The sequence below is a fragment of the Haladaptatus litoreus genome, from assembly GCF_900156425.1.
Taxonomy (GTDB): domain Archaea; phylum Halobacteriota; class Halobacteria; order Halobacteriales; family Haladaptataceae; genus Haladaptatus; species Haladaptatus litoreus.
The window spans coordinates 93497-106059 of sequence record NZ_FTNO01000002.1; the positions used below are offsets into that span (position 1 = coordinate 93497).

16 protein-coding genes are annotated in these 12563 nt (G+C 59.7%); 6 read left to right on the plus strand and 10 right to left on the minus strand.

Going from position 1 to position 12563, the window contains the following annotated elements:
* Positions 1-48 precede the first annotated feature (48 nt).
* From BW974_RS11510 to BW974_RS11520, 3 genes are all read right to left on the minus strand, one after another.
* Positions 49-1524 carry a universal stress protein gene (locus BW974_RS11510; protein WP_076430440.1) on the minus strand — a complete coding sequence of 492 codons (1476 nt, stop codon included), beginning with the start codon at positions 1522-1524 and terminating at the stop codon, positions 49-51.
* Between the two features lie 75 nt (positions 1525-1599).
* On the minus strand, positions 1600-2334 hold the full coding sequence (locus BW974_RS11515) for a guanosine phosphorylase (protein ID WP_076430441.1): 735 nt from the start codon (positions 2332-2334) through the stop codon (positions 1600-1602).
* A 31-nt stretch (positions 2335-2365) separates the two neighbouring features.
* The gene (locus tag BW974_RS11520; RefSeq protein ID WP_245800054.1) at positions 2366-2737 is read right to left on the minus strand and encodes an ArsR/SmtB family transcription factor; all 372 of its coding nucleotides are present in this window, start codon (positions 2735-2737) and stop codon (positions 2366-2368) included.
* A gap of 42 nt (positions 2738-2779) precedes the next feature.
* On the opposite strand from BW974_RS11520, the gene BW974_RS25640 reads away from it, so the two are divergent.
* Positions 2780-2920, plus strand: a complete 141-nt coding sequence (locus BW974_RS25640; RefSeq protein ID WP_175609684.1) for a hypothetical protein — start codon at positions 2780-2782, stop codon at positions 2918-2920.
* On the opposite strand, the gene BW974_RS11525 is transcribed toward BW974_RS25640, so the two are convergent.
* Together BW974_RS11525 and BW974_RS11530 are read right to left on the minus strand one after the other, a co-directional pair.
* Positions 2921-3385, minus strand: a complete 465-nt coding sequence (locus BW974_RS11525; RefSeq protein ID WP_076430443.1) for a DUF5812 family protein — start codon at positions 3383-3385, stop codon at positions 2921-2923. It lies immediately after the preceding gene.
* Between the two features lie 58 nt (positions 3386-3443).
* On the minus strand, positions 3444-3959 hold the full coding sequence (locus tag BW974_RS11530) for a DUF8056 family protein (protein WP_076430444.1): 516 nt from the start codon (positions 3957-3959) through the stop codon (positions 3444-3446).
* Positions 3960-4084: 125 nt separating this feature from the next.
* On the opposite strand from BW974_RS11530, the gene BW974_RS11535 reads away from it, so the two are divergent.
* The 3 genes from BW974_RS11535 (at position 4085) to BW974_RS11545 (ending at position 6175) form a co-directional block, all read left to right on the plus strand.
* The gene (locus tag BW974_RS11535) at positions 4085-4690 is read left to right on the plus strand and encodes an NUDIX hydrolase (protein ID WP_076430930.1); all 606 of its coding nucleotides are present in this window, start codon (positions 4085-4087) and stop codon (positions 4688-4690) included.
* Positions 4691-5251: 561 nt separating this feature from the next.
* On the plus strand, positions 5252-5725 hold the full coding sequence (locus BW974_RS11540) for a pyruvoyl-dependent arginine decarboxylase (protein WP_076430445.1): 474 nt from the start codon (positions 5252-5254) through the stop codon (positions 5723-5725).
* A 57-nt stretch (positions 5726-5782) separates the two neighbouring features.
* On the plus strand, positions 5783-6175 hold the full coding sequence (locus BW974_RS11545) for a DUF5811 family protein (protein WP_076430446.1): 393 nt from the start codon (positions 5783-5785) through the stop codon (positions 6173-6175).
* Here BW974_RS11545 and BW974_RS11550 read toward each other — a convergent pair.
* Together BW974_RS11550 and infB are read right to left on the minus strand one after the other, a co-directional pair.
* Entirely contained in the window at positions 6156-6377 is a 222-nt protein-coding gene (locus BW974_RS11550; protein ID WP_076430447.1) for a DUF8015 family protein, read from the minus strand. The two genes, BW974_RS11545 and BW974_RS11550, sit on opposite strands and share 20 nt — an antisense overlap.
* Before the next feature lie 45 nt (positions 6378-6422).
* Positions 6423-8228, minus strand: coding sequence for a translation initiation factor IF-2 (gene infB, locus BW974_RS11555; protein WP_076430448.1), 1806 nt, complete (start codon positions 8226-8228; stop codon positions 6423-6425).
* Positions 8229-8393: 165 nt separating this feature from the next.
* Between infB and BW974_RS11560 the strand changes: the two genes are divergently transcribed.
* Positions 8394-8639, plus strand: coding sequence for a PRC-barrel domain-containing protein (locus BW974_RS11560; RefSeq protein WP_076430449.1), 246 nt, complete (start codon positions 8394-8396; stop codon positions 8637-8639).
* Positions 8639-9097: an NOB1 family endonuclease gene (locus BW974_RS11565; protein WP_049969579.1), complete on the plus strand. Its 459-nt coding sequence runs from the start codon at positions 8639-8641 to the stop codon at positions 9095-9097. The genes BW974_RS11560 and BW974_RS11565 overlap by 1 nt, the downstream gene beginning before the upstream one ends.
* Before the next feature lie 42 nt (positions 9098-9139).
* On the opposite strand, the gene BW974_RS11570 is transcribed toward BW974_RS11565, so the two are convergent.
* From BW974_RS11570 to BW974_RS11580, 3 genes are all read right to left on the minus strand, one after another.
* On the minus strand, positions 9140-9913 hold the full coding sequence (locus tag BW974_RS11570) for a CPBP family intramembrane glutamic endopeptidase (protein ID WP_076430450.1): 774 nt from the start codon (positions 9911-9913) through the stop codon (positions 9140-9142).
* Between the two features lie 46 nt (positions 9914-9959).
* On the minus strand, positions 9960-10796 hold the full coding sequence (locus BW974_RS11575; RefSeq protein WP_076430451.1) for a BGTF surface domain-containing protein: 837 nt from the start codon (positions 10794-10796) through the stop codon (positions 9960-9962).
* A gap of 82 nt (positions 10797-10878) precedes the next feature.
* Positions 10879-12171 (minus strand): glucose-6-phosphate isomerase, encoded by a 1293-nt coding sequence (locus BW974_RS11580; RefSeq protein ID WP_076430452.1) that lies wholly within the window; start codon positions 12169-12171, stop codon positions 10879-10881.
* Positions 12172-12563 lie beyond the last annotated feature (392 nt).

Below are 12563 nucleotides of genomic sequence, written 5' to 3' on the forward strand. Positions count from 1 at the left end.
GCCGGAGTTTTCGCCCGGGCACATTCGCCACCCGACGAAGACCGACCGTCACCCGCGGTGGACGACCGCAACGTCACAGTCGATTTCGTGCATCCGTTCGAACGTCGGCGGGGAGATGAATCGTGATGCGGCGCTCCGGTCGGTGCTCGCGCCGAGTATCATTAAGTCGTAGTGGTCGTCGTTCGCCGACAGGAACTCCTCGATACTGTTCCGCGAGACGCGGGTTTCGAACGCGCCCGAAAAGGCTTCCACGAGGTCTGCAAGCGTCGATTCGGTAGCCCGGCGCTCCGCCTCGCGGTCGATGCAGGTACAGACGCTGACCGACCCGGAGCGACCGACCAGCCGCCGAGCGAAATCGATCATCGTGTGCGCCGTGTTGCCCGCCCGTCGAACGGGGACGAGAACCCGTTTCCATTTGCGATGTGGATTTCCGTCGAAGCCGGGACGGTACGCGATGGCGTCCACGTTTCCACGGAACAGGCCGCGGACGAACGGCGAGAGTCCGCCGTGTCGTTCCTCGTAGGGCGTCACAATGAGGTCACAGTTCACCTCGCGGGCAGTGCTGAGAACGGTTTTCGCGGGCGTCTTCCCGTCGCCCGCGACGACGACCTCGCAGGGGACGCCCATCCGCGTCCGGATACGATGTGCCTGCGCTTCGAGTTTGTCCGCGGCGACATCCGCGGCCTGTGCTTCCGCCTCGGCATCGGCGGATTCGTTTTCGGGTGTGTGGTCTTCGGTTTCTACTTCTGCCTCTTCGATTGCAGTTCTATCCACGACGTCGATGAGGACGACTTTTCCCGCGTCGTGGGCCGCCGCCAGTTTCGCGCCGAACATGGCCGTTTGTTCGGCGTCCTCGCCGCGCATCGGAACGAGGACGTGGTCGTCGCCTTTCGTGGAACGATAGAGATAGCGGGCGCGACGCTCGTAGAACTCGCGTCGCCAAACGACGAACACACCAGCCACGATACTGCTCGAAATGGCGATGCCGACGACGTAGAGGAATCCCGAGAGAACGTTCCCAATGTTCCCCATTTCGCCGAACGGAAACATGAGGACGAGAAGCGCGGAGGAAAACGCCGTCGGCTGTTCCACGTCGAGCGACCACGTCACGAGGACGGTGAGGAGGATACTAAGCGCCGCCTCGCTCGCGTGAACCGTCATGGACGCTGGCGGGACGTGATAGAGGTATCTGGCGGAGAACACCAGTGCGACCCAGCCACAGAGCGCCCCGGCGGTCATCCCGCCGACGAACCGAGTCGGCGAGGCGTACTTTCCCTCCGGGTCGGTAAAGAGCGTGTACGTTCCCGACGCGAGCGGCGGAAAGAGGAGGAACGTCACGACGTTGACCGTGTTCGAAAGCCACGTGATACCGGCGATGAGAAGCGGTGCGACTATCAGCACCGTGAGGTGAGTGAGGTTTCGTGTGTGTTCGACCCACCGGACGAACTGCTTGATTTCGCGCCGTTCGAACCGGCGAATGCGTCGGAGGGCTGCGTGATACCGCATTCGCAGGTCGTCAAACATAGGAAAAAATGCGCGATTCGGGAATAAATGCGTTCTGTTACTGTGAGGTGAGACGAAGTCGGTCGAACCCGGCGGTTACTCTGACAGCGAGACGACTGCGTCCAGCGAGATGCGAATCGCTCGCTCGACGTTGTTTTTCGCTTTTTCGGGCAGTTCGTCGTCCTCGGTGTCGGTACCCTTCTGCGTTCCCTTCACGAGGTTGCCGTCAACCGTACAGATTGCTCCCGAGCGCATCCCTTTCCGGCGGGCGACGGAGAACACCGCGGCCGCTTCCATCTCGACGGAGAGGATGTTCGCGTCTTCCCAGTCAGAGACGTACTCGTCGGTTTCGGCGTAGAAGGCGTCGTCGGATGCAATCGGCCCGACGTGAACGTCTTCGTCATTCGCCTCCGCGGAATCGACCAGCGCGGAGAGGACGTTGTACTCCGGCACCGCCGGGTAGGTATCCTTCTCGTAGCGTCGGGTCGTCCCCTCGTCCTTGGCCGCACCCGTAGCGACGACCATGTCGCCGATTTCGATGTTCTTCTGGAGCGCGCCGGTCGTGCCGACGCGAATCACGGTTTCGACGCCGACGGCTTCCATCTCCTCGATGGCGATGGTGGCGGAGGGACAGCCGATGCCGGTCGAACAAATCGTTAGCGGGACGCCCTCGTACTCCGCGTTGACGACTTTGTACTCCCGGTTCTCGGAGACGACTTCCGAGGAATCGCACTGCTTTGCGATTCGGTCAACGCGGCCCGGGTCGCCGGGAATCAGCGCGATGTCGTTCAAGTCGCCCTCGTCAACGAGCAGGTGCGGTTGCATTGCCATACGAGAGGATTTCTGAGTCAGGTAGAAAAGATTAGCTGTAGCGACTGCGGATGTCGTGTTCCTCGCGGATGAGTTCGCCGATGCCGTGTTGCATGACTGCACTGCCGAGCGAGGTGGCGACATAATAGGAGTACAGGCCGTCAGCGCCGCGTTCTTTTCGCTTTCTGTTTGCGACCAATCCAACGTCAACGAGTTCGTCCAGATGATAGTGAAGGGTGTTCGATTTCATTTCGAGTACCTCTACGAGTTCGGTCGCACTCATCTCGCCCTCGCGGAGGAGTTCCGCGAGGATTCTGTAGCGTGATTTCTCGCCGATTGCTCTCTGCATGGCGAGATAGTCCTCCAAGTCGAAGACGCTGTTTTCGGGCAGTTTTGGGACGTCGTAGCGCTCCGGTGGAGACACGGTTAGAATACGATTATAGTGGCAAAATAAAATCTACACTACATGTCCCAATTCCCTGATTGCGGTAACGAAGTCAAGAAACTGGTCAAGAGCGACGCATCCGCTGGCGGATTTTTGAGTTCCAGAAACGTCTGGGACTGCCTCCACTGTGGCTCGATTCTCGGCGTAAGTGACAACAGATAGCTACGGCAAGTATCGAACGCTTACCACGCCTTCTTCCGACCGGATTTCGACACGGTTCACGCCGAGTCGGGCCGCACGCGCGAGGGTTCCTTCGTCGTCCAGCACGTCGCTCACGGCAGTTTCGGTTTCGTCCGCCGCAACCGAGAGGACGTGAATCTCGCCGATTCCGGCGCGTTCGGTTCGTTCGAGGTCACCGACCTCCTGTTCCGCCGCGATGTCGCGCTCGTGCACCGTGGGCGGTTCCTCGCTCTCGTGAACTCTGAGCGGTCGCTGGTCGTCGATTTCCACGACTTCCCACGTCATCTCCATCGGCGGTTCGGCGGCGACTGTGGCGTCTACGGCGTCGTTCGTTTCGATGCCGGGATTTTCAGAGAGGGTGTGAACCTGCCCGTCGTGAACGTCCTTCAGCACTGCCGATTCTTCCTCCGCGTGCGTGACGAGGAACGTGCTCGTCTTCTCTGTCATGGACGGGAATAGGTCGGCGGGCCTTTTCCGGATTGCGCTCCGGAAAGGAACGATGGTGTTATCGGGCAGTTCGATGGAGGACGAAAATAAGCAGGCCGGAGACGAGCGGCGGAACGAGGCCGAACAACTGCGGAAGCGAGTAGAGGAACGACCCGATTGCGCCAGCGTCGGCAGACTGGAACTCCGGCGGAACCGTGATGATAAGTCCGGCGTAGAGCGAGGCGAGGAACAGAAATCCGCCGAGTGCGAGCAGGGTGTCGTAGGCGGAGACGGTCGCTTCGCCGCGGCGGTGTCGGCGCGCGACGAACAGGACGGGCGCAAACAGCGGGCCGAGGACGAACAGCGCCACGACGCCGAGGAAGGCGTTCGAGGAGGTGTCGAACGCGGAGTGGCCGAGCGTCTCCACGAACCAGAAGATGAGCGCGAAGAGGAAGATGAGGGCGAAGAGAAATCCGAGGACGAAACTGACGAGGACGTAGAGGCGGAAAACCCGCGAATCGCTCGCTCGGAAGCTGTAGCGAAACGCGCCGAGCAGTCCGGAGTAGTCGTCCCCGGTAGTGGCCGCGTCGGTCATCGTTGGACTGTCGGGAGCGCGCGAAGGTAAATGGCGCGACTCGTCGCGGAAATCGAAGCAGTCGGACGGCCCATTCGCGGACGTGTTCCGAAGAACGTTTGAAACGGATGGTTCTCTATAGCGGTATGAGTGCTGACAGCGCCACCAACCCGTCCGGTGATGTCGCCGCCGAAGATTCCGGTGAAACCCACAAAAACGCCCGCAAATCCGTCGTCGCCGTGGACGCGGACGACAACGATTTGGAAATCGTCAACCGCCTCGAAGCCCACATGGGCGACGGCATCCGACACCGGGCGTTCACCGCGCTCATCTTCGACGAGGACGAAAACATCCTACTGGCCCAGCGCGCACCGACCAAGCGCCTCTGGGACACCTACTGGGACGGCACCGTTGCCTCCCATCCGAATCCCGGCCAGTCGCAGGAAGAGGCCACCCGCCAGCGTCTCGAAGACGAACTGGGTATCTCGCCCGACCAGTACGACGACCTGCGCCAGACGGACAAATTCGAGTACAAGCGCTACTATCCACAGGAAGGCGTCGAACACGAGGTTTGTGCAGTTCTGAAACTCACGCTGACGGACACCTCCCTCGACCCCGTCGAGGAGGAAGTCGGCGGCCTGATGTGGGTTCCCTACGAGCGCCTGTACGAGAATCCGCGTTGGTACCGCCAACTGCGACTCTGCCCGTGGTTCGAAATCGCCATGCGCCGCGATTTCGAGTTGGAAGAATAGTTCTGCAATTTTCTCGAAACCGGCTTTCTGGTTCTGTTTTTGCGAGAAGTGATTGATGGAAGAACGTCAATTGCAGTTGGTAATCGTAGGTGATAGCTTCGAGAGAGACGGAATATGGAAGGTAGCGATTGCAAATCACGACTCCACATCGCCCTCGCTCGTACCTCGTTCGCCCGGAATCCACCAGGCCGCAAGGGCCGGGCCTGCACGCAGGCCCGGCCAAGGCAAATTTGGCCAACCGTTTTCTCGGAAGCTCGTTCTCCGACACGCGATGCAAGCGAACCAATCACTAGAGGGCCGAGTGCGGCGCACTCGGCCCTCTGCGGTTCCTGGTGGCAACGGGCGAGTGAAGGAGAGAACAAGTGGCGAAGCCACGAGTGACTGATGGAACGAGGGCGTGGCTTGCGCCCAGAGGTAGCTAGCGTCACGTCATCAGAATCAGTCACAGTACAACGAACCACCTTCGTTGGTTCTACACAGTTTATACCAAATGTACACCATTCTTCTAAACGTCTTCGCGAAATCGACAGACCCTTTCCCACGAGTATCCGACCCCCGTACATGAGCACGATTCGGGTCGTCTGGGGAACCGCAAGCGGGCCGACGAAGATGTCGTCGTACGACGCGGCGCTCGCAGACGCGAACGTCCACAACTACAATCTCGTCTCTGTCTCGTCGGTCATCCCCGCCGACACGCCGGTCGAAGCGGTCGATACCGCACCCGACCTCGGCCCGGCCGGAAATCGCCTGACCGTGGTAGAAGCGCGCGCAACGCGACCCGGGCCGGGCCACGTTTCGGCAGGACTGGGCTGGGCTGAAAGCGACGGGGCCGGACTCTTCTACGAGGCCGCGGGCGAAACCGACGCGGACGAAATCGAGGAGCGAGTTCGGGCGGGATTGGAAGCAGGGCGGAAACTCCGCGACTGGGAGTTTTCCGACGAAGCAGTGAAAACCGTAACAGAGAACGCCGAACCCGGCACCTACGTCACGGCTGTCGTCCTCGCAGTGTACGGCGATAGCGAACCGATTTGTTAGTTTCCGGGGACGACGGGTTTATACGGCGGACAACCTTATCAAAGGGTAGCAGACCGCATGAATGGAAATACTCCCTACGCTGGTACACCCGACGTGACGCAGGCCGGACAGCGTGCGTCTGCCGATGTCGTCGAACTCTCTTCCGAACAGACGCGCGCGCTTCGAGACAGTGTGACCGACATTGCCACGCTGACTCGGCAGTTCCTTCCCGACGAGTACGTCATCGGGTCGCAGGTGACGAACGGTGCAACAGGGCCGCAAGCGACCGTCTCGGTTCAGCCACCGGTCGGCCACATCGTCAGTGCCGGATTCGAACCCGACAACGACGAACTGGATGACGAACTCATCAATGCAGAGGAACGCGACGAAGTCGCTCGTGGACTAGCCGCGAGTGCCGTACTCCAAGTAAAACAGGCAGTCGAAGACCAGATTACTCCGACCGCCCGATAGGCGGGCGTTTGAACACCGCATCGCCGACGACCAGCGACGACACGAATCCCGTCAGCATCGTTCCGATAGTTTTCGGAACCGCAGTTAGCAGGCTGACGGCGAAACCGCCGATGACGATAACCGGAAGGAGAAGTAACACGAGGTCGTAGTACGAAACCGACTTGCGAGCGATGCGACTCTCATATCGGCTACGTACGCTCATTCTTCGTCCCTCCGCCGTGAGATTACGCCACAAACGAGTAAAAAACTACTTGCCCCAGAAGGGGTCGCGCTTTCGCTGTTTGTCGAGATACATCCGCAGGGCTTCGAGTTCGTCGCCCGGAATGTCGTCGGAGAGTTCCTGTTCTAAAATCTTCGCGTGTTTTTCCGGCAGGTCGATCCAGAGTTCGTCGCCCTCCTCGATCTGGCGACCCACCGTCGGGCCGTCGATAGCGACGCTGACCCGTGTTCCTGCACGGGCCTCGTCCACGTCGTCGCCCTGCTCTTGAATCCCTTTGATAGTACCGACGCGCTTCGGTTCGTTCCCTTCGAACTTGGCGACGAAGGAGTTGTTTTTCACGGTTCCGGACAGGACTTCGACGCCGACAACCGCGGGGTTGTTCTGCCGGAACACGTGGTCTTGTAGGATTTGGAATCGAGACGGGCGAGTGATATTGTCGAGGACGGTTTTCTGCTGGGCACGCTCCATCTCGTCCACGTACTCTTCGTACTCCTCGATGAGTTGGTAGATAACGTCGCTGTCGAACAGCCGAACGTCTCGTTGTTCGGCCTCGTCCCCGGCCTCGGCGAGCGTATCGACGTTGAATGCCAGAATCGTCCGGTGTTTCGGCTCGTCGGCAGTCGTCGCAAACCGGATGTCGCGTGGCGCGACGTCGCCGACCTCGGCGAGCATGACCGGGATTTCTTCTTCTTTGAGCGTGCTGACCATCGCTTCGAGGCTCCCGAGCGTGTCGGCTTTCACGACGATGCCTTCTTCTGCGGTACTGACCTCGACTTCCGCGAGTTCGGCTTCGACTTCCTCGATAACGTCGTCGATTTCCCGGTCGCGGACGACGCGAACGGGGGCACCCGCCATCGCGTCGTCTAAGTCGGGGGCGGCGATTTTCACACCCGCGGCGGCACCGATGGAATCGACCTTCTCGAATCGGTCTTCGGTTCGAATCTCGGCGAGCGGTCGCGGTTTCAACAGTGCCCGAACGTCGGTGACGATTGGTGCGTTCTTGCCACCGACGACGATGGTTTCGTCCGCGCCGACGGTGCCGTCGTACAGCACCACGTCGAGGGTCGTCCCGAAGCCTTTCTCCTCTTTGACTTCGAGGACGGTTCCCGCGCCCGGCCCGGTCACGTCGATTTCCATGTCCTCGCGCATGTAACGCTGGGCAAGTCCCATCAACACGGTGAGCAGGTCGGGGACGCCTTCGCCAGTTTCCGCACTGACCGGAACCACACCGATGTTATTCTGGAAGTTCTGCACCCGCCAGTACAGGTCGGCCGAGAAGCCAGCGTCGCTGAGTTCGCCGATGAGTTCGTACAGATTTTGGTCGAGCATCGACCGAGCGCGGTCGCTCTGTGCGTCGTAGGTCGCTTTAATTGGCGAGTCGGGGTTCGGGTTCCAGCCCGGCGTCGTGTCGATTTTGTTCGCCGCGACGACGAACGGGGTCTGTGACTGCGCGAGGATGTTGATGGCTTCCTCGGTCTGGGGTTGGAAGCCATCGTTTACATCAACGACGAGAATCGCGATGTCCGCCAGCGCGCCACCGCGCGACCGGAGGGTCGTGAACGAGTGGTGCCCCGGCGTGTCGATGAACAGCAGTCCCGGCAGGTCGAAGTCGTCCGGACTGACGAGCTTTCCTGCGACTTTCGACACGATGTCGAGTGGCACTGCCGTCGCACCGATGTGTTGTGTGATTGCGCCCGCTTCGCCTTCTATCACCGTCGAGCCGCGGATTTTGTCGAGCAGGCTCGTCTTGCCGTGGTCGACGTGCCCGAGGACTGCGACGATGGGAGTTCTGAGAGACGGGGTTTCCGTCTCGTGTGAATCTGTGTCCGACATACCTACCACCCGGAAGAAGTTCTTATCACAGAACAGCCCCGCACGGCATTTAACTCCATCGCCATGCAGGTCGGGCAGTCGGTGCGTACAGACCGTCGACTACAATCGACTGCTCGCCACAACACCCCGTGGAGTTTATGTAGTAGCGGTCGGTAACCCCCACTTATGTCGGACATACTCGCCGAGAATCTCTCAGGGAAGGCCGTCATGGGTTCAGACGGCACCGAACTGGGGATGCTCTACAACATCACTATGAACTTGAAGACGGGGGAACTGTCCAGCCTCGTCGTCGAGCCGGATGAACAGATCGACCCGAAAACCGTTGACCTCGAAATCGACGAGGACGGGCATTTCGAACTGCCCGTCAACAGGGTACAAGCAGTGAAAGATTACATCGTAGTTCAGCGGTAATGTACGTTCTAGACGCCTCAGCTTTTATCAACGAGTATCATACGACCGAACAGACAGCGTCCATTCCGATGGTACAAGAGGAGTTGGAGGGCGAACACGCCTTTCGATTCGACGCCATGGAAGGGTCGGGGATGCACATCCACCTGCCCCGCGACGACGCGGTCGAAAAAGTACGACGAGCCGCGAGCGAGACAGGAGATTTGGACGTCCTCTCAATGACCGACATTCGACTCATCGCGGCCACGTTCGAACTCGACGGAACGCTCGTTACCGACGATTACGCGATGCAGAACGTCGCTAACCGGCTGGACGTTGCCGTCGATGTCATCGCGCAAGACGGCATCGAAGAGCAGCGAAACTGGTCGTTCCAGTGTTCCGGCTGTGGTCGGGAGTTCGACGAGGACAAAGACCGCTGTCCGATCTGTGGCAGTCCGTTGTCGCGGAAAAACCCATCATAAACCATACCGACGCGATTACAACTGACAGCTATTTCGACGCGATTACAACTGCCCAGTTATCTGTAGATACATCAAACCGAACAGAACTGCGTCGTACGAACCGTGAATGAGTGCCGGAACCGTGACGTTCCCCGTTTTGAGGTAGATAGTACCGAGGAGCAACGCGAGGAGGAAGATGATGACGAGTGTTGCTGCCGTTCCCATCAGCGTCGAACCCATCGCGTAGGCCGGAATGTGCGCGAGCGCGAAAATTACGCTGGCGATGACGACCGCATTGCGTTTCGAGAACGTGTTGTACAGCGATTTCTGGATGATGTTTCGATACAGCAGTTCCTCGCCGGGACCGATGATGAGCCACGCTGCGGGAATTAGAAGGAGAAGGATTTCGGGGTTACCTTGGCTGGCCTGCTGTTGGATGCTGTGCTCTGCGGTGCTGATACCGAACTGCGTCATCACGATACCGGCGACGATTTGCAGGGTTAACAGGGCAATCGTCCCGACGACGACGTAGACGAATCCGCTGACATCGGGCAGTTTGAAGTCGAGATACGAGAGTCCGTAGCCGCGACCAGCCATGAACAGTGCTGCGACGGTTCCCGTCCCGAGGCCGAGCGAAAGCGTAGAGAGGGCGAGTTCTTCCATCGGGCCGATAGCGTTCGGGCCGAGAACGAGGATAAACGCCGTCGCCCACAACGAGATTGCGGCCAATCCAGAAAGGCCGACGACAGTTCCGATAGAAACTGCACGCACCATTTGGCCGAGCGAAGCGCGGGGCGGAGAATCACCGCCGACACCTGTCGCTGTACCGTCTTCCATATGCGCGGAAAGGGACTACGGAACTAAAGGTGCTACGACCTGAGAGTCAGTATCGCCGAGAAAAGACCGCGATTCCGGCGAGTGCGGCGAGTGCGGCGAGCAGTCCGAAGCCGGGTTGACCGCCGCTGTCGCTCGACTGCGCTGTCGTTTCGGAAGTCGCTTCCGCACCCTCCGCCGAGGTGCTCGTTTGGGTTTCGGACTCCATTTCCATCGCGGCTTCGGTTTCGGTTTTCGTTTCAGTCGTCGCTTCAGTTCGAGCGTCGGATTCGATTGTGTCGTCCGTTCCGGTTTCGGTGTCGGATTCCGTCTTTGCTCCGGCGTCGTTTGCCGTCGTCGTTGCGGTTGTTTCCGTCGTTTTCATCGTTTCTGTCGTTTCTAACATCGTCGACAGCGTTCCCGTGTTCGTCGCCGACGCTGGACCCTCTCGAAGGATGCCATCGGAGACCGCGAGCGGTGTCGGTTCCGTTGCGTTGCGCTCCGCAGCGGCAACGACGACTCCGAACTCGACACCGGGGTCGTAGCCGGTGAAATTGAACAGTCCAGCGAACGACCCGTCGGACTGTACCACGACTGTTTGTGTCTTGAAGAACTGTCCTCTGGCGTGGATTTGAACGAGGAGTTCGGTTCCGGGTTCGAAGGTCGTCTGACCGCGAACGGTCTGATTCGCGGCGGCGTCGAAGGCGAAGCGGTCGCCATCGTTTTCTAGCGAAACGGAACTGTTGTTCGCTTCGGTCTTGCTGTGGTCGAACGGAACGTCTGATGTCGCTTCCACGGAGCGGTCGGCGAACGAAGTGGTTGCACTGGTCGCAGTCGTCGCGCCGCTGAAAAGCGAAATCACGACGAGCGCCGTGAGGACTGCCGAGGCGTAGTTGTGACTCATCATACTGAAAGGGCGTCATTCAGGGGGTGACGCGAAGGACGTATGATTACTTCCCGTAGGTGGGTAAATGCTTTGTGAACAGCGACTATTCTATCACGAGCGTAGACTTGTCAGCAACCGAATCAGCCTCGTCGAAATCGCCGCCGCCGAGCAGGCCACGGGCGGCGCGCTTGCCCCATTCGACTGCGGGCTGAATGAACGTTTCAACGTTGTAGAGTTCGCCTGCGAGGACACAGGACGCTTCCAAACAGTAGAGCAGTTCTCCGAGTCCGTACTCGTCCACGCGATCGATTTCGAGTCGCACCGATGGCTGGCTCGATTCGGCGAGACTCGCCTCGGTCGCTTCGAACTCGGCGTCAAGCAGGGTTCCGAGGTTCTGTCCACCGAGATATTCCAGTCCGGGCAGGTCGGTTTCCGGAATCGCACAATCTTCGCGCTCGGTCGGACGAACGAAGGTGACCATCTTATCGCGAGGGCCAGCGCGATACAGTTGCAGTTGGGAGTGCTGGTCGGTCGCACCGAGTGCCCGAACCGGCGTCTGGCCCAGTCCGTCCTTGCCGAGGCTCTCGGCCCACAGTTGGGCGTACCACTCGGCGAAGGTTTCAAGCGATTCGGCGTAGGGCATCATCGCGTTGATTCCCGCGCCGCGTTCGTCCAGCGCATAGCACGCCGTGCCGTAGGCGTAGGCTGGCGAGTCGAACAGCGACCCTGACAGGCGGTTCGCCTCCGCTTGCGCACCCGAAAGCACCGCGTCGATGTCGTGGCCTTGAATCGCGGCGCAAGCCAAACCGACCGTAGAGAGCACGGAAAACCGACCCGGGACGCCGTCCGGAACGTCTAGCGCGGGCAGGTCGTGGCGCTCCGCGAGGTTCCGCAGGTTGCCCTCCTCGCCGGTCGTGACGAAGGTTTGCTCTGTCCAGTCCACGCCGTCGGACTCCATCGCATCGCGAACCGCGAGGAAGTTCGCCAGCGTCTCTGCCGTCGTACCCGAGCGAGAGACGACGTTGACCGCGGTGTCCGAAAGCGAGATACTGTCCAACAAAGACGAGACGTGTTCCGGGTCGACGTTGTCGAGGAAGTAGGCGTCTACGTCGGATTCGAGTCCGTGGGCCAGCGTGGCCGCACCGAGCGCGCTTCCGCCGATACCCACCGTGAGAACCGTTTCCGCGTCCGCGAAGGATTCGACCGCGGTTCGAATCTCGTCGGCGTCGGTCGTCTGAGGCAGATTCAGCGATTCGTAGCCGTGTTCGTGATTCTCGCGTCCGGTTTCGATTCGCTCGTGGGCGTCGGCGACGCGCTCGTCCAATCGGTCGAGTGCGTCCCGTGGGATGCCCGGCGAGGCAACGGTGTCGAGGGCGTTACCGAGGTCAACTCGCATACGAGAGTCGGCATCGTCGGACGTAAAAAAGGCATCCTTGTCGTCGCGTCGGAAACGGGATGCTGTCGGTGTTTGATTTGAATGTGATAGCTTCAGGCACTGCCTACCTTTGTGATATTTTTCAGAACGAGGCTTTCAGACAGTGATTGTTTGCAGAGTGAAGACAGCACTTGACCCACAGCAGTGGCATTACTCCCCACATATCATTTGCAGTCGCAGGGGCCGATACCGCACCACCCGATGCGGGATGACTGGTTGAAAATCGACTTGCAAGTGAAAGTCGGCAGGCCGACCAACCACCGGAAAAACAGCAATCAACACGAACCACGGAAATCAGCAATCCGGACAAACCACAGAAATCAGCAATCCGGACAAACCACAGAAATCAGCAA

Coding starts and splice junctions, on each gene's coding strand:
- BW974_RS11510 (WP_076430440.1), bottom strand. CDS start 1,524: ATGTTTGACGACCTGCGAATGCGGTATCACGCAGCCCTCCGACGCATT.
- BW974_RS11515 (WP_076430441.1), bottom strand. CDS start 2,334: ATGGCAATGCAACCGCACCTGCTCGTTGACGAGGGCGACTTGAACGAC.
- BW974_RS25640 (WP_175609684.1), top strand. CDS start 2,780: ATGTCCCAATTCCCTGATTGCGGTAACGAAGTCAAGAAACTGGTCAAG.
- BW974_RS11525 (WP_076430443.1), bottom strand. CDS start 3,385: ATGACAGAGAAGACGAGCACGTTCCTCGTCACGCACGCGGAGGAAGAA.
- BW974_RS11530 (WP_076430444.1), bottom strand. CDS start 3,959: ATGACCGACGCGGCCACTACCGGGGACGACTACTCCGGACTGCTCGGC.
- BW974_RS11535 (WP_076430930.1), top strand. CDS start 4,085: ATGAGTGCTGACAGCGCCACCAACCCGTCCGGTGATGTCGCCGCCGAA.
- BW974_RS11540 (WP_076430445.1), top strand. CDS start 5,252: ATGAGCACGATTCGGGTCGTCTGGGGAACCGCAAGCGGGCCGACGAAG.
- BW974_RS11545 (WP_076430446.1), top strand. CDS start 5,783: ATGAATGGAAATACTCCCTACGCTGGTACACCCGACGTGACGCAGGCC.
- BW974_RS11550 (WP_076430447.1), bottom strand. CDS start 6,377: ATGAGCGTACGTAGCCGATATGAGAGTCGCATCGCTCGCAAGTCGGTT.
- infB (WP_076430448.1), bottom strand. CDS start 8,228: ATGTCGGACACAGATTCACACGAGACGGAAACCCCGTCTCTCAGAACT.
- BW974_RS11560 (WP_076430449.1), top strand. CDS start 8,394: ATGTCGGACATACTCGCCGAGAATCTCTCAGGGAAGGCCGTCATGGGT.
- BW974_RS11565 (WP_049969579.1), top strand. CDS start 8,639: ATGTACGTTCTAGACGCCTCAGCTTTTATCAACGAGTATCATACGACC.
- BW974_RS11570 (WP_076430450.1), bottom strand. CDS start 9,913: ATGGAAGACGGTACAGCGACAGGTGTCGGCGGTGATTCTCCGCCCCGC.
- BW974_RS11575 (WP_076430451.1), bottom strand. CDS start 10,796: ATGATGAGTCACAACTACGCCTCGGCAGTCCTCACGGCGCTCGTCGTG.
- BW974_RS11580 (WP_076430452.1), bottom strand. CDS start 12,171: ATGCGAGTTGACCTCGGTAACGCCCTCGACACCGTTGCCTCGCCGGGC.